This window comes from Variovorax robiniae, from assembly GCF_037889955.1.
In the GTDB taxonomy this organism is placed as follows: Bacteria; Pseudomonadota; Gammaproteobacteria; order Burkholderiales; family Burkholderiaceae_C; genus Variovorax; species Variovorax robiniae.
This window is the reverse complement of record NZ_JBBKZS010000034.1, coordinates 25,637-44,773: the sequence shown is the minus strand read 5'-3', so window position 1 is coordinate 44,773 and position 19,137 is coordinate 25,637. Positions and strand designations below refer to the sequence as shown.

At 67.3% G+C, this 19,137-nt stretch carries 19 protein-coding genes and 1 pseudogene; 5 read left to right on the top strand and 15 right to left on the bottom strand.

The annotated features are described in order from the left end of the window. Positions 1–109: 109 nt before the first annotated feature. From WKW79_RS34510 to WKW79_RS34445, 14 genes and pseudogenes are all read right to left on the bottom strand, one after another. Positions 110–277, bottom strand: a pseudogene (locus WKW79_RS34510) (VOC family protein); the annotation flags it as partial. Between the two features lie 13 nt (positions 278–290). Continuing rightward, positions 291–1,568 (bottom strand): amidohydrolase family protein, encoded by a 1,278-nt coding sequence (locus WKW79_RS34505; RefSeq protein WP_340339748.1) that lies wholly within the window; start codon positions 1,566–1,568, stop codon positions 291–293. Between the two features lie 2 nt (positions 1,569–1,570). After that, entirely contained in the window at positions 1,571–2,494 is a 924-nt protein-coding gene (locus tag WKW79_RS34500; RefSeq protein WP_340339747.1) for an ABC transporter permease, read from the bottom strand. 169 nt (positions 2,495–2,663) lie between these two features. Next, entirely contained in the window at positions 2,664–3,725 is a 1,062-nt protein-coding gene (locus tag WKW79_RS34495; RefSeq protein ID WP_340339746.1) for an ABC transporter permease, read from the bottom strand. After that, complete coding sequence (locus tag WKW79_RS34490) at positions 3,722–5,257, bottom strand: ABC transporter ATP-binding protein (protein ID WP_340339745.1); 1,536 nt, start codon at positions 5,255–5,257, stop codon at positions 3,722–3,724. The genes WKW79_RS34495 and WKW79_RS34490 overlap by 4 nt, the downstream gene beginning before the upstream one ends. 4 nt (positions 5,258–5,261) lie before the next feature. Beyond that, positions 5,262–6,194: a 5'-methylthioadenosine/S-adenosylhomocysteine nucleosidase gene (locus tag WKW79_RS34485; RefSeq protein WP_422824022.1), complete on the bottom strand. Its 933-nt coding sequence runs from the start codon at positions 6,192–6,194 to the stop codon at positions 5,262–5,264. An 18-nt stretch (positions 6,195–6,212) separates the two neighbouring features. Further along, the gene (locus WKW79_RS34480) at positions 6,213–7,220 is read right to left on the bottom strand and encodes a BMP family protein (RefSeq protein ID WP_340339744.1); all 1,008 of its coding nucleotides are present in this window, start codon (positions 7,218–7,220) and stop codon (positions 6,213–6,215) included. 138 nt (positions 7,221–7,358) lie between these two features. Further along, entirely contained in the window at positions 7,359–7,988 is a 630-nt protein-coding gene (gene upp, locus WKW79_RS34475) for a uracil phosphoribosyltransferase (protein ID WP_340339743.1), read from the bottom strand. A 58-nt stretch (positions 7,989–8,046) separates the two neighbouring features. Continuing rightward, a complete protein-coding gene (locus WKW79_RS34470; RefSeq protein ID WP_340339742.1) occupies positions 8,047–9,402 on the bottom strand; it encodes a URC4/urg3 family protein in 1,356 nt (451 codons plus the stop codon). Next, the gene (locus WKW79_RS34465; RefSeq protein ID WP_340339741.1) at positions 9,399–10,784 is read right to left on the bottom strand and encodes a GTP cyclohydrolase II; all 1,386 of its coding nucleotides are present in this window, start codon (positions 10,782–10,784) and stop codon (positions 9,399–9,401) included. The genes WKW79_RS34470 and WKW79_RS34465 overlap by 4 nt, the downstream gene beginning before the upstream one ends. A 195-nt stretch (positions 10,785–10,979) precedes the next feature. Then, a complete protein-coding gene (locus WKW79_RS34460) occupies positions 10,980–11,456 on the bottom strand; it encodes a DoxX family protein (RefSeq protein ID WP_340339740.1) in 477 nt (158 codons plus the stop codon). Next, positions 11,453–12,208, bottom strand: a complete 756-nt coding sequence (locus WKW79_RS34455) for an HvfC/BufC family peptide modification chaperone (protein WP_340339739.1) — start codon at positions 12,206–12,208, stop codon at positions 11,453–11,455. The genes WKW79_RS34460 and WKW79_RS34455 overlap by 4 nt, the downstream gene beginning before the upstream one ends. Next, on the bottom strand, positions 12,205–13,113 hold the full coding sequence (bufB, locus tag WKW79_RS34450; RefSeq protein WP_340339738.1) for an MNIO family bufferin maturase: 909 nt from the start codon (positions 13,111–13,113) through the stop codon (positions 12,205–12,207). The genes WKW79_RS34455 and bufB overlap by 4 nt, the downstream gene beginning before the upstream one ends. A 20-nt stretch (positions 13,114–13,133) precedes the next feature. Next, entirely contained in the window at positions 13,134–13,439 is a 306-nt protein-coding gene (locus tag WKW79_RS34445) for a BufA1 family periplasmic bufferin-type metallophore (RefSeq protein WP_340339750.1), read from the bottom strand. Between the two features lie 147 nt (positions 13,440–13,586). Here WKW79_RS34445 and WKW79_RS34440 point away from each other — a divergent pair, with 147 nt between their 5' ends. Then, complete coding sequence (locus WKW79_RS34440) at positions 13,587–14,168, top strand: sigma-70 family RNA polymerase sigma factor (protein ID WP_422824021.1); 582 nt, start codon at positions 13,587–13,589, stop codon at positions 14,166–14,168. After that, positions 14,165–14,806 carry a DUF1109 domain-containing protein gene (locus WKW79_RS34435; protein ID WP_340339736.1) on the top strand — a complete coding sequence of 214 codons (642 nt, stop codon included), beginning with the start codon at positions 14,165–14,167 and terminating at the stop codon, positions 14,804–14,806. Before WKW79_RS34440 ends, WKW79_RS34435 begins: the two co-directional genes overlap by 4 nt. Positions 14,807–14,814: 8 nt before the next feature. On the opposite strand, the gene WKW79_RS34430 is transcribed toward WKW79_RS34435, so the two are convergent. After that, on the bottom strand, positions 14,815–16,332 hold the full coding sequence (locus WKW79_RS34430) for a helicase HerA-like domain-containing protein (RefSeq protein WP_340339735.1): 1,518 nt from the start codon (positions 16,330–16,332) through the stop codon (positions 14,815–14,817). A 104-nt stretch (positions 16,333–16,436) separates the two neighbouring features. Here WKW79_RS34430 and WKW79_RS34425 point away from each other — a divergent pair, with 104 nt between their 5' ends. Genes WKW79_RS34425 through WKW79_RS34415 form a run of 3 tightly spaced genes read left to right on the top strand, consistent with a single transcriptional unit; the run spans position 16,437 to position 19,112 of the window. Continuing rightward, positions 16,437–16,748: a phosphopantetheine-binding protein gene (locus WKW79_RS34425; protein WP_340339734.1), complete on the top strand. Its 312-nt coding sequence runs from the start codon at positions 16,437–16,439 to the stop codon at positions 16,746–16,748. Between the two features lie 10 nt (positions 16,749–16,758). Beyond that, entirely contained in the window at positions 16,759–17,394 is a 636-nt protein-coding gene (locus tag WKW79_RS34420; protein WP_340339733.1) for a COG4648 family protein, read from the top strand. Between the two features lie 11 nt (positions 17,395–17,405). Continuing rightward, on the top strand, positions 17,406–19,112 hold the full coding sequence (locus tag WKW79_RS34415; RefSeq protein WP_340339732.1) for an ApeI family dehydratase: 1,707 nt from the start codon (positions 17,406–17,408) through the stop codon (positions 19,110–19,112). Positions 19,113–19,137 lie beyond the last annotated feature (25 nt).

Below are 19,137 nucleotides of genomic sequence, written 5' to 3'. Positions count from 1 at the left end.
GCACGCCTGGCGATCGCGGTCGAGGCGTGATCGATCAATAATGCAACCCCTGTCCTGCCCGGAGGAATTTGGGTGTCGACAACCGGGGGAATTTGAAGTGTCGATCGGGGACGGGCACCAGGTCGATGAGCGAGCGGCCGGCGCGCAACTGCACGAGGCCGATGTTGTCCTGGCGCTTTTCCACGACGCATCCGAGGGCGTCGCAGTAGAAGCGGATCATCTTCTCGAGGTCCACCACGCGCAGGACGAGGTGGTCGATTTCGCGGATATGGATCATGGTGCCGGGAAGTCTAGGGCGACTTCATGAAGGCTGTGCTTGGAGGGCGGCCAGTGACGTGCAAGGTTGCCGTGGCCGCGGGCGATTCGGCCAGCAGCTTGCCCTGGCGGTAGACCTTCAGCCGCGTCGCGCGCAGGCGGATGGCTTCCACCGGATCGCGCGCCTGCAGCAGCACGAAGCTCGCGTCGCAGCCGGACGCGAGGCCGTAGTTCGTCAAGCCGAACACCTTGGCCGCGTTGACCGTCACCGCGTCGAAGCACTGCCGGATGCCGGCCTGGCTGGTCATCTGCGCCACGTGCAGGCCCATGTGCGCGACCTCCAGCATGTCGCCCGAACCCATGCCGTACCACGGGTCCATCACGCAGTCGTGGCCAAAGGCGACGTTGACGCCGGCGGCCATGAGTTCCGGCACGCGGGTCATGCCGCGGCGCTTGGGGTAGGTGTCGTGGCGGCCTTGCAGCGTGATGTTGATGAGCGGGTTCGCGATGACGCTCACACCGGCCTCGGCGATCAGCGGCAGCAGCTTGCTGACGTAGTAGTTGTCCATGCTGTGCATGGAGGTGCAGTGCGAGCCGGTGACGCGACCCTGCAGGCCGAGGCGCTGCGACTCGAAGGCCAGCGTCTCGATGTGGCGGGAGTGCGGGTCGTCCGACTCGTCGCAATGCATGTCGACGCGCTTGCCGCGCTCGGCGGCGAGTTCGCACAGCAGCTTCACGCTGGCGGCGCCGTCGGCCATGGTGCGCTCGAAGTGCGGGATGCCGCCGACCACGTCGACGCCCTTGTCGAGCGCGCGCTTCAGGTTGTCGATATTGCCCTTCGTGCGCAGCACGCCGTCCTGCGGGAAGGCGACGAGTTGCAGGTCCAGGTACGGCGCGACGCGGCGCTTGACCTCCACCAAGGCATCGACCGCGAGCAGGCTGGGGTCGCTGGTGTCGACGTGCGTGCGGACCGCGAGCAGGCCCTTGGCGACGGCCCAGTCGCAGTACGAGAGCGCGCGTTCGATCAAGGCTTCCGCCGTCAGCAGCGGCTTGAGTTCGCCCCACAACGCGATGCCTTCCAGCAGCGTGCCGCTCTGGTTGACGCGCGGCAGCCCATAGCTCAGCGTGGCGTCCATGTGGAAGTGCGGGTCGATGAAATGCGGTGTGACCAGCAGACCCTGGACATCGAGCGTTTCATGCGCGGGTGCGGCGAGGCCGGCTGTGACTTCGGCGATGCGGCCGTCCTGCACGGCAATGGACATGCCCGTGCGGCCATCGGGCAGCGTGGCATTGACGACGAGCAGATCAAGCATGGCTATCTTTCCCCCTTTCGATAGGGCTTCATCAGCGCCTGCGGATACGCAGCCTTGCGTGCGACCAGCACCAGAGCCAGGATCGACAGCAGGTACGGCAGCATCAGGTAGAGCTGGTAGGGCAGCACGGCGTCGCCGGACTGCTGGAGGCGCAATTGCAGCGCATCGAAGAAGGCGAACAGCAGGGCGCCCAGCAACGCCTTGCCTGGCCGCCAGGAGGCGAACACCACGAGCGCCACGCAGATCCAGCCGCGGCCGTTGACCATGTTGAAGAAGAAGGCGTTGAACGCCGACAGGGTCAGGAACGATCCCGCGATGCCCATCAGCGCCGAGCCTGCCACGATGGCGCCGGTCCGCGTGCCCACCACCGAAACGCCCTGGCCCTCGGCCGCCTGCGGGTTCTCGCCGACCATGCGCACCGCCAGCCCGAGCGGCGTGCGGTACAGCACCCAGCCGACCACCGGCACCAGCAGCAGTGCGAGCAGGGTCAGCGCTGTCTGCGCGTTGAGCACGGGAATCGGCAGCCAGTCCATCGGCGCGAAGGGTGTGATGGTCGGTGGCGTGTTCACCTTCGGAAAACTCACGCGATAGCCGTAGTAGCTCAGCGATGTCGCGAGCAGCGTGATGCCCAGCCCCGACACGTGCTGCGACAGCGCGAGGCCCACCGTCAGCCAGGCATGCAGCAGCCCGAACACCGCACCCGTCATCGCGGCCACCCCCACCCCGACCCACAGTGGCTGCCCCGCATACACGGCGAGCCACCCGGTGAACGCGCCGGCCACCATGATCCCTTCGATGCCCAGGTTGAGCACGCCCGCGCGCTCGCAGAGCAGCACACCCAGCGTGCCGAAGATGAGCGGTGTCGCAATGCGCAACACCGCGACCCAGAAGGCCGGGTTGGCGAGGATGTCGAGGAGGTCGGTCATGACCAATGTCCGCCCGGCCGCCCGGAGGACATTGCGGCCCCCTCGGGGGGCAGCGAGGACACGAAGTGCCGAGCGTGGGGGCTCATCGCTCGTCCGCCCGGCCGCCCGGAGGACATTGCGGCCCCCTCGGGGGGCAGCGAGGACACGCAGTGCCGAGCGTGGGGGGCCATCATTTCCACCGCACCCGATATTGCGCCAGCAGCATGGCCACCAGCACCGAGATCAGCGAGGTCGCCACGATCACATCGGCGATGTACGTCGGCACGCTGACCGCGCGGCTCATGCTGTCGGCGCCGACCAGCACGCCGGCGACGAAGACGCTCGCGGCCATCACGCCCAGCGGATGCAGTCCGGCCAGCATCGCGATCACGATGCCGCTGTAGCCGTAGCCGGGTGACATGTCGAGCGTCACATAGCTGGTGCGGCCGGCCACTTCGATGGCGCCGGCCAGCCCCGCCAGCGCGCCGGAGAGCAGGGCGACGGCGACCACGGTGCGCGTGGTGCCGACACCGGCGAATGCGGCGGCGCGTGGATTCGCACCGACCGCGCGGATTTCGAAGCCGAGCACCGTGTGCTTGAGCAGCGCCCACAGCGCGACCGACAGCGCCATGGCCCACAGCAGGCCGGTGTGCACGCGCGTCTGCGCGATCAGCTTGCCGAGTTCCAGGTCGCCCTGCAGCGCGACGCTTTGAGGCCAGCCCATGGCGCTGGGGTCCTTCATCGGGCCGTCGAGGAGGGCGCTGACGCCAAGCAGCACGATGAAATTCAGCAGCAGGGTGGTCACGACCTCGTCGACGCCAAGCTTGGCCTTCATCAACGCGGGGCCGAGCAGCAGCAGCGCACCGGCCACTGCGGCGGCAGCCATCATCGAGGGGAACAGGATCCATGACGACACTTCGAAGCCTGTTCCTCCGTGCATTCCTCCGACCGCAATGGCCGCCAGGGCGCCGGCGTACAACTGCCCCTCGGCGCCGATGTTGAACAGGCGCGCACGGAACGCGACCGCGGCGGACAGGCCGGTGAGCATCAGCGGAATGGCCCGCGTCAGCGTCTCGCTCCAGGCGAACACGGATCCGAAGCCGCCTTGAAGCAACAGCGCATAGGTCTGCGTGACCGGCTGTCCCGCCCACAGCACCAGCAGCGCGGTGATCGCCAGCGTGAACAGCACCGCGCCGATGGGCGCGAACACCATGGCGGTGCGCGAGACGGCGGAGCGCTTCTCCAGCCTCATGCCGGCACGTCCGCGGGGCTGTGGACGCCTGCCATCGCGAGGCCAATCGATTCGCGGGTCCATGCGTCGGCGGCCCGCGCTTCGCCCAGTTCGCCACCATGCATGACGGCGATGCGATCACCCAGCACCATCACTTCGTCAAGATCGTCCGAGATCACCAGCACCGCCGCCCCCGCATCGCGCGCCGCGACGAGTTGCTGCTGCACATAGGCCACTGCGCCGATGTCGAGCCCCCAGGTCGGCTGGTGCGCCACTATCAGCTTGGGCGTCGCCATCGCCCCGTCGGGCGCGAGCAGCGCGCGGCCCAGGATCAACTTCTGCATATTGCCGCCCGACAGCGAACGCGCGGTGGCGTCGAGCCCGCCGCCGCGCACGTCGAAGGCCTTGATGACGCGCTGCGCCTGCGCGCGAGCTGCGGCACGGCGAACGAAGGGCCCGCGCCGAAAAGCGGGACCGCGCAGGCGCTCGGAGACGGCGTTCTCCCACAGCGGCAGGTCGCCGACCACGCCGACCGCATGCCGGTCTTCCGGGATGCGGGCGACGCCTTGCTCCACGAGCACGGCGGGCGCGGCGCGCAAGGGCGTGCCGAGCAATTCGACCGTGCCAAACGTGGCGCCGCGCGTGCCGCACAACAGTTCGGCCAGCGCCACCTGCCCATTGCCGGACACGCCTGCAACCGCGACGATCTCCCCCGCATGCAAGGTCAGCGACACACCGCGCAAGGCTTCGCGCGAATCGCCACCGGTCCGCACGTCACGCAACACGCAGACGGCGCTGCCAGCGGGGCCACCGGGATGGCGCTCTGGCGGCTTGACTGCATGCCCGACCATCGCGTTGGCCAACTGCGCCTGCGTCGCGCCCGCCGCCGGCATCTCGGCCACCAGCTTTCCGGCGCGCAGCACGGCGATGCGGTGCGACACGCGCAGCACCTCGCCGAGCTTGTGGCTGATGAAGATGATCGACAGTCCCTCCGCCACCATCTGCGCCAGCGTTTCGAACAGCGCCTCGCTTTCCTGCGGCGTGAGCACGGCGGTGGGTTCGTCGAGGATCAGGATGCGTGCGCCGCGGTACAGCGCCTTGAGGATCTCCACCCGCTGCCGCTCGCCGACCGAGAGCGATCCGACGCCGGCCTCCGGCACGACCGGCAGGCCGAAGCGCTGCGCCACTTCGAGCAGCCTGGCGCGCGCGGCGGCCCTGCGCGTGAACGGCTGCCACAGCGGCTCGCTGCCCATCATCACGTTGTCGAGCACGCTGAGGTTGTCGGCCAGCGTGAAATGCTGGTGCACCATGCCGATGCCCGCAGCCAGTGCAGCCTTGGGGTTCCCCGGCGCGAGCGGCGTTCCAAACACCTCGATATCGCCTTCGTCCGCCCGGTAGTGGCCGAACAGGATCGACATCAGCGTGGACTTGCCGGCCCCGTTCTCGCCGAGCAACGCCAGCACCTCGCCACGGTCCAGCGTCAGGGAAATGGCATCGTTGGCAACCAGCGTGCCGAAGCGCTTCGTGATGTTCCGGAGACGCAGGACCGTCACAGCCCTATTTCCACGCGGAAAGGAAGGCCAGCAGCACCTTGGCCGAGTTGTCCGCCGCGATGCCCATGAAGGTGCCCATCTCGTTCTCTTCCTCGCCGCCGCCGGCCAGGTCACTCAGCGAGCGAAACGCGATGTACGGCACGCCGTTGCTGTACGCGACCATGCCGACCGCGGCGGTCTCCATGTCGAGAACGTTGGCCTGGAAGGTCTTGTAGGTGTATTCGCGGTAGGCCTTGTTGTCCATGAAGGCCTGGCCGGAGACGCCATTGCCGCCAACTACGAGTTCCGGCTTGCGCGCGAGGCACTTGCCGGCACTGCAACTGGCCAGGTCGACGTTGCGCAGGCTGCGCGCCACGTCGAGCATCTTCGGGTCGGTCTCGAACCAGAACTTCGGTGTCACCTTGGGATTGGCCGCGGTGCGCGTCTCGACCGGGCGCGGATGCATCATGCCGAAGGCGGGCAGGGTGGCGTCCTTCATCCACGGCGGCGCGCTGAACTTGCCCGGCGCGGTTTCGCGCGCCATCAACACCTCGAGGTACTGGCCCCACTGTGCGGGCACGGTCACGTCGCCGATGTGCAGCGTTGGATTCACGCCGCCTGCAATGCCACTGAACACGATGCGCTCGACGTTGAAGCGATCCAGCACGAGCTGCGTGTTCATCGTCGCATTGACCATGCTGATGCCCGACAGGAACAGCACGACCGGCTTGCCCTGCAACGTGCCGGTGGTGAACTCGACGCCGTTCACGCTGTGCCTCGCGGGCGACTGGACCTGCTTCAGCAGCAGCGCCAGCTCGGGCTCGAAGGCGGACAGAACGGCGATGCGCGGCGTGCCGTCGAGCCGCGTAGCGGCTCCAGGCATGCCAGCGCAGCCGGCCAGCGTCGCCGTGAGAAGCAACGCCGCGCCGATGCGACGCACGAAAGCAATACCACGCATGCCGCCTCCCTTGAGCGCCTACTTCGCAGTGGACTTGGGCTGGCTGTCGTCGACCTTGACGGTGAACTTGCCCCCGAGGATGTCCGCTTCCTTCGCCTTGACCTTGCTCACGATGTCGGCCGGCACCTTGCTTTCGAAGGTTCCCAGTGGCGCCAGCTCCGAGCCCTTGTGCTTCATCATGGAATACGGCCCGTAGTCCTCGGCGACGAACTTGCCTTCCTTCGCCAGCTTGATCGCGCGATCGGCCGAAGGCTCGAAGTTCCACAGCGCGGAGGCGACCACGGTGTCGGGATACTGCGCCTGCGTGTTGATCACGTTGCCGATCGCGAGCTTGCCCTTTTCCTTGGCCGCATCGCTCACGCCGAAGCGCTCCGCATACATCACGTCCGCGCCCTTGTCGATCATCGCGAAGGCGGCTTCCTTGGCCTTGGGCGGGTCGAACCAGCTGTTGATGAAGCTCACGCTGAATTCGACCTTCGGGTTGGTCTCCTTCGCGCCGGCCATGAAGGCATTCATCAGGCGATTCACTTCCGGGATCGGGAAGCCGCCGACCATGCCGATCTTGTTCGACTTGGTCATGCCGCCGGCGATCATGCCCGTGAGGTAGGCCGGCTCCTGGATGAAGTTGTCGAACACGCTCAGGTTGGGCGCCTGCGGCTTGCCCGAGGAGCCGAGCAGGAAGTAGGTCTTCGGAAAGTCCTTGGCCACCTTGCGCGCCGCGGCTTCCACCGCGAAGGCCTCGCCGACGATGAGCTGGTTGCCGCCCGTCGCGTACTCGCGCATGACGCGTTCGTAGTCCGCGTTGGTGACGTTCTCGCTGGCCTTGTACTCGATCTCGCCCCGCGCCTCGGCCGCCTTCAGCGCCTTGTGCAGGCGGCTCACCCATTGCTGCTCGAAGGGCACTGTGTAGACGCCGGCCACCTTGAGCTTGGCGCCTTGCGCGAGCGCAAGGCCGGGCAGGATGCCCGCGCTGGCGGCAGCGGCGATGGCGGCGGAACGGATGATCAACTCACGGCGTGCGGTCACGGTCTACTCCTCGGGTTAAGAATTCAACAGGCTCCAACAATCCAGCGAGCGTGGCGATCGGGTGAAACGCCGAGGCTCTACCTGGAGCGGCCGGACGCGCCTCATTGAGCGGCAAGGCCGCGGGCGCATCGGGGGGCTTCACTTCGTGCCAAAGATCCGGTCACCCGCATCGCCCAGCCCCGGCAGGATGTAGCCATGGCTGTTGAGCTCGCGGTCGATCGCGGCGGTGTAGATCGGCACGTCGGGATGGTTGTCTTGCATCGTCTTCACGCCTTCGGGGCAGGTGAGCAGGCAGACGAACTTGATCGACTTGGGGTTGAGTTCCTTCAGCCGGTCGACGGCGGCCACGGCCGAGTTGCCGGTGGCCAGCATCGGGTCGACCACCACGATGTCGCGGCTTTCCATTTCGCTGGGCATCTTGAAGTAGTACTCCACCGCGGTCAGCGTCTTCGGGTCGCGGTACAGGCCGATGTGGCCCACGCGCGCGCCGGGCACCACGCTGAGCATGCCGTCCAGGATGCCGGTGCCGGCGCGCAGGATCGAAACGAACACCAGCTTCTTGCCGTCGATGACCTTGCCCGTCGTGGTCTCCAGCGGCGTCTCGACCTCGATGTCCTGCATCGCCATGTCGCGCGTGACCTCGTAGGCCATCAGCATGCTGATCTCGTTCAGCAGGCGGCGGAAGCTGTTGGTCGATGCATCCTTGCGGCGCATCAGGGTGAGTTTGTGCTGGACCAGCGGGTGGTCGACCAGGTGGACGTTGCTCATGATCGGGGAGGGTTGTTCGTTGGTGGAACCCGCAAGACTAGCAGTTGATTGCGCAGTACTAAAAAACGGTTCCATCGCTTTCGATGTGCAGGGGAGGCGAACCATCACGCAAGCGTTGTGCCAGTGCACGTCCTGCCGCCCACGTGCCGCCCTCGAGCACGCAGGCCAGCGGCAATTCGTTGATGCCCCGGTCCAGCACATGGCGCACGCGTTCGGCCACCTCGTCGAGCAAGGCGACGGTGAGGGCGCGCCATTCGACGATGAACTCGTCATGCACCTTCCAATGGCGCTCCAGCAGCGCGGGGCTGCGCGGCACGATCATGCCGCTGTCGATGAAGAGGCCTCCGTTGCGGTACTCGGGCAGCCCGGTCAGCTGGTCGAGCCCGCTCACGCGCACGCCGGCCCATTCGAAGGGTTCGAGCAGGGAGTAGGTCAGCCATTGCGACAGCTTGTGGAAGGGCATCCAGCCGTTGGTTAGGCCCGGTCCGGTCACGGCGCTGTGGCGCCAGCAATCCCCGAGTGCGAAGGCCGGGTCGCCCGACGCGATGCCGCCGGGCATGTCGCTGCCATCGGCCGCGATGCTGTCGACCGCGTTGGCGGCCGGCCAGATGCCGGAGAGCGTGTCCAGCAACAGCGTCAGGATCTCATGCGCGGTGACTTCGGCCGTGGGGGGGACCGCCGGTCCATAAGGGCCGAGCAGCGCATCGAACAAGCCGCCGGGGCGACCTTCCTCGCCGAACACTTCGGGCTGCGCGGCCAGCGCTTCGCCAAGGCGACGCAGCAGCATCGCGCGGCCTGAAAGTCCCACCAGCGGATTGCTCGCACTGACCTGGAAGGCATCGCCGAGTCGGTCGGTGACCAGGCCACGCAGCCCGGCCGCATCGGCGCGCAACGGGTGCGTGGGGTCGGAGGAGAACAGCCCGCTTGTGAAGGCATGGAAGCTCGCCACGCCCAGGCCTTCGGAGCGCGAGAAGCGCTGGCCGTTGGACGATTCGATGTAGTGCCATGTCGGACCCGCCCCGGCATCCAGCAGCACGCTGACCAGCACCAGGTCGATGCGGGCGCGGGCCCGCTCGCGCTCGTGCACGTCGGGGCCGAGCAGGGCGTCGAGTTCCTTCAGCCGGTTGACGCCGCCGGCCTCGAAATGGCGCCAGCGGCTGTGGTACGGGATCGGCCCCCAGGTGTAGCGGTCGCGCGTGACCTCGGCGACGGTGCGGGCGGTGTTCTCCATCGCCGTGTCGTCGCCGATGGTGAACCATTGCGATTCGCCGCGTCGCGCACGGCCCAGCAACGCACGCGCGCGGCCACGCACCTCGGTGGTGGAGCGGAGGTAGGCGGCAGCGCCTGCGGGATGGACGGTGTCGGGTACCAGTTCGCTCGCAGGGTCGATCTGTCGATGGGTGCCCTGGCTCATTCCGTCAGGCCCCGGCCCTTGGCCTTCTTCAGTTCCTCCGCATCGGGCACCGCGCCGGGCGTGAAATAGCCGGCGGCCATCTTGGCATCCATCTCGACGCGTGCGTCGGCGGGGATCAACTCGTCCGGGATGTTCACGCGCTCACCGATTTCGATGCCCGAGCCGCTGATGGCATCGAACTTCATGTTGCTCATCGAGACGAGGCGGTGGATCTTCTTGATGCCGAGCCAGTGGAAGACGTCAGGCATCAGCTCCTGGAAGCGCATGTCCTGCACGCCGGCCACGCATTCGGTGCGCGCGAAGTACTGGTCGGCCGTGTCGCCGCCGACTTGCCGCTTGCGTGCGTTGTAGACCAGGAACTTGGTGACTTCGCCGAGCGCCCGGCCTTCCTTGCGCGAGTACGCGACCAGGCCGACGCCGCCGCGTTGCGCGCCCATGATGCATTCCTCGATGGCGTGCGTGAGGTAGGGGCGGCAGGTGCAGATGTCGGAGCCGAACACGTCCGAGCCGTTGCACTCGTCATGGATGCGGGCGGTGAGTTCGACCTCCGGGTTGGCCAGGTCGGCCGGGTTGCCGAAGATGTAGAGCGTCTGCCCGCCGATGGGCGGGAGGAACACTTCCAGGTCGGAACGCGTGACCAACTCGGGGTACATGCCGCCGGTTTCCTCGAACAAGACTCGGCGCAGGTCCGCCTCGGAGCAACCGAAGCGCTTGGCCACCTCGGGCAGGTACCAGACCGGCTCGATCGCCGCCTTGGTCACGATCGCCGCGCCGTTGGGGGTGAGGAACTTGCCGTCGGCCTTGAGGCGGCCCGATTGCAGCGCCTCGATCACCTCCGGGAGGATCACGTGGGCCTTGGTGATGGCGATGGTCGGGCGGATGTCGTAGCCGGCCGCGAGTTCGTTGGAGAACACGTTGGCAATGGTCGCGCCCCAGGGGTCGAGCGAGACGATCCGGCCGGGCTCGCTCCACTGCGGATAGGGCCCGATCACGTCGGTGGGCGAGGTGTTGGTGAGGTCGGCCTTGTGCTGCGGATTGAGCGCACCGGCCGCCACGGCAAGCGCGCGGTACACGCTGTAGGAGCCGCTGTGCGTGCCGATCACGTTGCGGTGCGCGCGCTTGGTCGTCGTGCCGACCACCGGGCCGCGCTCCGTGGCGGTGGCGGCGCCCCAGTGGATGGGCAGGGCGCCGAAGCCGCCGGCATGCGAGGTCAGCCGGATGTGCCGGGGCGTCGCGGCAGCCGCGCCGGCGGCCGGGAGGATCGGGGAGATGGAGACCGACTCCACCACGACGGTCGGTTCGGTGGCATCGGCAGGGACTTGAGGGGAAGTCGTCGCGATGGGCGGAACGGAGGAAGAAATCGAAGCGGTGTCTACAGACATTGCGGTCCCTCAAAAACAGCAATGTAGCGACCGCCTCCGTGGCTGGCAAGCCGCGGCGTGGCGTACGTACGCCATCCGCCGTATCGCGCTCATACGACTTCGCCTTCAACCGCACAACTGCGTTGGATCGCCTTGCCGTGCTAAAGCACTGTCTGCGGCGCTCCGCCTTGTTCTGCGATTGAATGCAAAGCCGTATCAATCGATCTTCAGCAGCCGGTCCAGCGAGAAGGTGCCGCCGCCGCGACCCGCGAGATAGAGCAGGATCGCCGCCCACGACAGGTGCGTCGGCCAGGCATCCGGGTAGACGAAGATCTCGATGACCAGCGTCATGCCCAGCAGCGCCAGTGCCGAGAGCCGCGTGCACAGGCCCAGCACCAGCAGCACCGGGAACAGGTGCTCGGAATAGGCGGCCAGGTGCGCCGCGATCTCGGGCGGTACGAGCGGTAGCTTGTATTCGGTGCGGAACAGTTCGTAGGCGCCGTCGGTGATATGCAGGAAGCCATCGACCTTGGTGCGGCCTGACATGAAGAAGATCGCCGCGATCCCCAGCCGGCTGGCGATGGCCAGCACGTCGTGCGTAATCAGCCGCTGCAGGCCATTTGCGACGATGGTCCAGGTGGCACGCAGCCCTGTGGTGGAGGGTGCGATCGTGGTGGTGGAAGCATGGTTCATGATGTGCTCTCCGTAGAGGGGGCGACGATGAGGGCGCCGGCACGCAGCAGGCCGAAGAGGAGGTCCGCGATGTCGGCATCGGCCTGGGCTGTCACCGCTGCGACGGCCGCGTCGGCCAGCGGCATGCCTTCGGCGCAGGCGTCGAGGAAGGCGCAGTCGGCCAGGCTTGCTTCACGCCAAATCACGGCGTCTTGCGGCCGGGTCAGCAATGCGCCTTCACCGAGCCATGCGATCTCGTCAGCGTTGTCGCTGGCGCTGCGGTTGCGCTGCCAGATGGTGTAGATCGGCGCGTCCGCAAACCACTGCCAGCGCGCCGCGGGATGGGGCGCGATCCGCACGTTGCCGAGCGCCTCGGGGCTCAGCGCGGCAAGCCAGGCACCGTCGATGGGATCGGCATCGGCGGCCACATGGGCCTGCGTCCAGGCCTGGTCGAGCCGGGCCACGCCCGGCAGATAGGGCAGGTCGCCAGCCGGTTCGAAGCCGGCGAGGAAGTCCGGGAAGTCCGCGCCGTAGTTCAGCATTCGGCCATCGCGCGGTGGCCGGGTGGTCACGTAGATCGCGGCGGCGGCACGAAACCAATCGCTGCCGACGAGCCGCGCCACGCTCGGGTAGTTGGCTTCCAGCGCGTAGAGGCAGCCCTTCATGACCGTGTTGCGGTAGACCGCGAATGCGGGCTGCGATGCCAGTGCAAGCTTTGCGTCTTGGTCGAGCAATGCGGCGGCAAGCCCGGATTGAAAGGCGGCGAGCTTCATCGGAACGACTCCGCACCGCGCGGCGAGGCACGCACCGGCCGGGGACGACGCGGCAAGCCGTTGGCATCCGAAATCGCCATCTCGGCCGCGCAAAGCTCGGCGGCGGCAACATCTCGCTCGGCCAGCAGTTCGTCGAACGCCGGCACGTTGCCATCGCGCTCCACCAAGGTCGCTCGCGCGCCGATGCGTCCGATCAGCCGGCGATAGAGCGCCCACACTTCCGGCGCGACGGGTGCGTCGTGCGAATCGATGAGCAAGGCCTCGCCCAGGCGCGGATCGCAACTGTGGCCGGCCAGATGGATTTCCATCACGGCCTCGCCGGGAAAGCGGTCGAGGTACGCGCCCGCGTCGAAGCCGAGGTTGCGCGCCGACACATGCACGTTGTTGACGTCGAGCAGCAGGCCGCAACCCGTGCGGCGCACCAGTTCGCGAAGAAAGTCGATCTCGTCCCATTCGTGCCCTTCGATGTGCAGGTAGTGGGAGGGGTTCTCGACGGCGATGCGGCGGCCCAGTGCGGCCTGGGTCCGCTCGATGTTCCCCGCGATGCGATGCAGCGCCTCGTGGCTGCGAGGGAAGGGCAGCAGGTCGGGGAAGTAGTTGCCGTCGAAGGCCGACCAGGCCAGGTGCTCGGAGACCAGCACCGGCTCGATGCGCCGCACCAGCGCAGCGAAGCGGGCCAGGTGCGCTTCATCGGGCGGCGCATCGCCCGCCAGCGAGAGCGAGACACCATGCAACGCGACGGGGTGCGCCGCGCGCACGGCCTCGAGCCAGCGCAGGCGCGGCCCTCCGTCCACCATGTAGTTCTCCGGGTGCACCTCGAACCACAGGCCTCGTGCCGTGCACGTGCGTGCCGCGTCGAAGTGCTCGGGCTTGAGGCCCAGGCCGGCGGTCAGGGGAGATTCCATGGTGGGGTCCGCGCGAGGGATCAGCTCTTGATCGGGGTCAGCGAGCCCATGCCCTTGGGCGTCTTGATGGTCGCGCAGGTGCCGGCCGGGACGTTCTTCCAGGCGGCGCCGTTGTAGTCGACCTTGTTGGTGCCGGCGCAGGTGGTGCCGGGACCGGCGGCGCAGTCGTTCTTGCCGGCCAGGGAGACGCCATAGCATTTTTCGACGTTGGCCATCTTGTCGGTCATCATCTTGTCGCCCATGGGCTTGGCATCCTGGGCCATGGCGGCGCCGGCGGCGAGTGCGCTGAGGGTGAAGGCGGTGATGGCAAGGGTACGGTTCATGATTGTTTCGCTCCGATAGACAAGTTGAGGATTGGAACCACGCCATTTGGCGCAGTCGTTTCTATTTCGCGGCGTCTGTGGCGTCGGTTACAGCAGGCGGCACAATGCGCCGAAATCTTTTTCTCCACACGGCTGTAACCAAACGACCCGATGGCACGAACAACAGCTGGGAGCCTGGTGCAAGCGAAAGAAGCCGAGGCGATTTTGCGCGGCTTGTTCTTGCGTGGCCTCGATGGCGACGCCGCGGCCTATCACCAGTTCCTGCAAAAACTCAGCGCGCACCTGCGTGCTTTTCTGGGCAAGCGCCTGTTTGGCTGGCCCGATGAAGTGGAAGACCTAGTCCAGGAATGCCTGCTCGCGATGCACAACCAGCGCCACACGTACCAGCCGGACCAGCCCTTGACGGCCTGGGTGCAGGCCATCGCGCGCTACAAGATGATCGACCTGCTGCGCGCCAAGTCGAGCCGGGAGGACTTGCATGACCCGCTCGACGACGACCTGGCGGTGTTTGCCGATTCGGACACGGAGGCCAGCGATGCCCGGCGCGACCTGGCCGGCCTGCTGGAGACCCTGCCGGACCGCCAGCGGTTGCCGATCGAGCACGTCAAATTGCAAGGGCTGTCCGTCGCGGAGACGGCGGCGGCCACCGGCATGTCGGAGTCGGCCGTGAAGGTCGGCATCCATCGCGGGCTGAAGGCGCTGGCGGCCCGCATCCGGAGCAGCGCATCATGAAGACCGACGAACTGGTTTCGCTGCTCGCGGCTGACACACTGCCGGTGCCGCGGCGCGCGGCCTCGCGTCGCCTTGTGATGGCCCTGCTTGTCGGCGTGCCGCTGGCGCTGATCCTGATGCAGCTCGAATATGGCGTGCGGCGCGATCTGGTGCAGGTCATGTTCTGGCCGATGTTCTGGATGAAGCTGCTGGTTCCGATCTCCCTGGGCGTGGCGGGCTTCGTCGTGCTTCAGCGGCTGGCCCGGCCCGGCGCGAAGGTGGGGCGCAGCTGGATCGGGATGGCGGCGCCGGTGCTGATGCTGTGGGCCATGGCCATCGTCAGCTACCTGATGGCGCCGGAGGACCGTCGCTCCGACATGGTCTGGGGCCACACCTGGCGCACCTGCGTGTTCAGCATCGCGGAGATCTCGGTGCCGGTGTTTGTCGCCGCGCTGGTGGCGTTGCGCAGCCTGGCGCCCACGCGTCCCGCATGGGCCGGGGCCATCGCGGGCGCCATGTCGGGGGCTTCCGGCGCTGCCGTGTATGCGCTGCATTGCCCTGAATTGACGGCGCCCTTCCTGGCGATCTGGTATGTGGCCGGCATGGCGCTGCCGATGGTCGTTGGCGCCTTGCTGGGGCCGCGCGTCCTCCGCTGGTGACAGGCTGGCTACCGACGGCTCTTCGCCCCGAATATCCCGCCGAGCACCCCCCGCAGGATTTCCTTGCCCACACTGGTGCCCACCGTGCGCACCGCCGACTTGGCCATGGTCTGGACCAGGCCGTCGTGCTTGCCGCCGCGCGGGCCGGTGGTGCCGAAGAGCAGGCTGTTCAGGCCGTCCATGATCGCGCTGGAGCCGCTGCCTTGCGGGGCGCCGGGCGCACCGGCGGCGGCGGGGGCATCGGGCGAAGAGGCCGCTCGGCCCTTCAACTTTTCGTAGGCCGATTCGCGGTCCACCGCCTTTTCATAGACACCCGCCACCAGCGAACTGGCCAACAGCGCCTGCCGCTGCGCTGCAGTGATCGGCCCGAGCTGGCTGCCCGGCGGCAGGACGTACACGCGCTCGGTCACGCTGGGCCGACCCTTCTCGTCGAGCAGGCTCACCAGCGCCTCGCCCACGGCGAGCTCGGTAATGGCCGCCTCGATGTCGAGCCCCGGCTTCTGCCGCATCGTTGTCGCCGTGGCCTTGACGGCCTTCTGGTCGCGCGGCGTGAAGGCGCGCAGCGCATGCTGCACGCGATTGCCCAGCTGCGCCAGCACCGAATCGGGAATGTCGAGCGGGTTCTGCGTCACGAAATACACGCCCACGCCCTTGGAACGCACCAGCCGCACCACCAGTTCGATGCGTTCGACCAGCGCCTTGGGCGCCTCGTTGAACAGCAGGTGGGCCTCGTCGAAGAAGAAGGCCAGCTTGGGTTGCTCCGGGTCGCCGATTTCCGGCAATTGCTCGAACAGCTCCGAGAGCAGCCACAGCAGGAAGGTCGCGTACAGCCGCGGCGAGTTCATGAGCTTGTCGGCGGCCAGGATGTTGATGACACCCTTGCCGCCCACAGTCTGCATGAAATCGGCGATGTTGAGCATCGGTTCGCCGAAGAACTTGTCACCGCCCTGGGTCTCGATCGCCAGCAGGCCGCGCTGGATCGCGCCGACGCTGGCCGCACTCACGTTGCCGTACTGGGTGGTGAACTGGCTCGCGTTCTCGCCGACGTACTGCAGCATGGCGCGCAGGTCCTTCAGGTCGAGCAGCAGCAGGCCGTTGTCGTCGGCGATCTTGAACACCAGGTTCAAAACGCCCGACTGCGTTTCATTGAGGTCGAGCATGCGGCCCAATAGCAGCGGGCCCATGTCGGAAATGGTGGCGCGCACCGGATGCCCCTGTTCGCCGAACACGTCCCACAGCGTGACGGGGCAGGCCAGCGGCGCGGGCAGGTCGAGGCCGCGCTCCTTGAGCACGCCGGCCAGCTTGTCGCCGATGTTGCCGGCCTGGCTGATGCCGGTCAGGTCGCCCTTGACATCGGCCAGGAACACTGGCACGCCGATGGACGATAGCTTTTCGGCCATGGTTTGCAGGGTGACCGTCTTGCCGGTGCCGGTGGCGCCGGTGATCAGTCCGTGGCGGTTGGCCAGCGCGGGGAAGAGCACGCATTCCGTCGTGGCGTGGCGGGCAATCAGCAGGGGGTCGGCCATGGGTTCTCCGGGGGCAGGTTGAGGCGCCAGTCTATCTGGGCAGCCTTCTATAATTCGCGGTTGCGTAGCGCAATAGTTCCCCACAATCGTCTTCGGAGTTTGCCTTGTCATCGACCGCACAGTCTTCCCTTCCCGCCGATGGCGACACCTTCGCGCAAACCGCTCTTGAAAACGAACTGGCCGTGTTGCTGGTCGAGTCGTTGAACCTCGAGATCGCCGCAGACGAAATCGTTCCCACCGCGCCGCTCTATGGCGATGGCCTGGGCCTCGATTCGATCGACATTCTCGAGGTCGCGCTCGAGGTGTCGCGCAAGTACGGCTTCCAGTTGCGCTCGGACGATGAACGCAACCAACAGATCTTCGAATCGCTGCGCAGTCTCGCGACCCACGTCGCCCAGAACCGCAGCGCTGCGTGATCCGCTGCGCATGACGCGCTGGCGCCTGGCCATCCTGTTGCTGGGCGGCGCCGCTTACGCGGCGTTGTCGCACTGGTTGATGCTCTATCACGCCACCGATCCGTGGGCCGCGCTGGTGCTGCTCGTGCCGCTGTGGCTCACGGCGCTCGGCGTGGCCGGGTCGTACTTCGGACGCTGGGGCCTGCTCGCGGTTGCAGCGGGTGGTGCGACCCTGATCTGGCTGGTGACGAGTGGCGAGGCGGGTGACACGAACCGGCTCTATGTGGTGCAGCACGTGGGCATCAATGCCTTGCTGTGCGGCTGGTTCGGCAGCACCTTGCGCGGCGACGGCCTGTCCTTGATCGGGCAATTCGCGCAACGGGTGCATCCCCTGGTCGGTGAAATGCCGCGCTACACGCGGCAGGTCACGATGGTCTGGACGGCGTTCTTCGCGCTCACGGTGGTGTCTTCCATCGTGGTGTACCTGAGCATGCCGTTCTCCGCTTGGTCGCTGCTGTCGAACGTGCTGTCGCCGATCGGCGTGGCGGCGTTGTTCCTCGGCGAACATCTCGTGCGCTATCGCATCCATCCCGAATTCGAACGTTCGCGCCTCATCGATGCGATGCGCGCTTTTGCCGGTCCCGGCAGCGATCGGCACACTCCCTGATGAACGCACGGTTGAACACTCAAGGCACTGCGCTGCTTCCCTTGCTGGGTGCGCGCGACCTGGATGCGCCCCTGGCCTGGCGTGGCGGCAACGCCATTTCCGGTCGGCAGTACCTGGCCGATGTCGCGCAATTCGCCGCACTGCTGCCGGAACGCGGTCCGGTGGTCAATCTGTGCGTCGATCGCTACGCCTTCGCGATCGGGCTGGGTGCGGCGCTGTTGCGCGGACTGCCAAGCCTGCTGCCGCCCGATGCGCGGCAAGACACGGTGGATCGCCTGCGCCAGGGCCAGCCCGATGTGTTTGCCGTGGCGGACGATCGTCGGCTCGATGTGAAGGGTATTTCGGTGATGTGGATCGATCCGGCTGTGCACACCGCCATCGACCCGGCCGCCGCCGTGCCGGAACTGCCGTCCGCCATGCATGCCGTGAGTCTCCTCACCTCCGGTTCGACCGGCGTGCCGCAACCGCATGCGAAGAGCTGGCACACGCTGGTGTACGACGTCGCGGCAGCGGTGCCCCGCCTGCGCGAGTTGCTGAACCTGCCCTCGCTGACCGGCTTGAACCTGGTCACGACCGTGCCGGTGCAGCACAGCTACGGCCTGGAATCGTCGGCGTTGCTGGGGATGTTGGGAGGTGCCGCATTCGATTGCGGCCGGCCGTTCTTTCCGGCGGATGTGGCCACATCGCTGGCCGCTCTGCCGCGTCCGCGTGCCCTGGTCACCACGCCGTTCCATCTCAAGAACCTGCTGCTCGCCGGCATCGAACTTCCTGCAGTCGACCTGATCCTGTCGGCCACGGCGCCGCTGTCGCCCCAGTTGGCCACCCAGGCCGAGCAGGCGATGGGCGCGGTGCTGATCGAGATCTACGGCAGCACCGAGTCGGGCCAGGTGGCCACCCGCCACACCGCGCAAAGCGATGTCTGGCACGCGATGGGCGCCATCGAGGTGCATGCCGAACGCGATGCGGCCGGCGATGAGCGCTTCGTCTTCCAGGGCGACTTCATTCCGCAGCCGACGCCGATGGCGGACGTGCTGGAACTGATCGACTCGCAGCACTTCAAGCTGCTGGGCCGTGCCAACGACATCATCCACGTGGCCGGTCGGCGCAGTTCGCTGGGGCACCTGAACTTCCACCTCAACAGCGTGCCCGGCGTGCTGGACGGCGCCTTCTGGCTGCCGGACGACGTGACCGACGGCGTGGTGCGGCCGATTGCCTTCGTGGTGGCGCCGGAGCTGGATGCGCATGCCGTCATTGCGGCGCTGCGGCAGAGGCTCGAGCCCGTGTTCGTACCGCGCCGTGTGGTGCATGTGGCTTCGCTGCCGCATGAAGGCACGGGCAAGCTCACGGTGCGTGCGATGCGCGAATTCGCGCTGGCCCAGCTGGCCGGCGACGGCACGCCGGTGCAGGTGACGCGCGAAGTGCCGGTCGACCATCCGGTTTTCGCGGGGCACTTTCCGGGGCAGCCACTGCTGCCCGGTGCACTGCTGCTGTCGGAGGTGCTGGAGGCTGTCAACGGCGTGCCCGCATTGCTCGCGCGCCTTGGCCCGCATCCGACGCTGGCGCAGGTCAAGTTCCTCGCGCCGGTGCGTCCGGGCAGCGCGATGACCATCGAGTTGCAGCCGGAAGAGGGGGCAGCGCGCGGTGTGCGCTTCGAGGTGCGCTGTGGCGAGATCGTCGCCGCCAACGGGCGGTGGCTGCCGCGTGCCGAGGCTTCGTGAGTGGGGCGCTTGAGTGCAGCGCCGG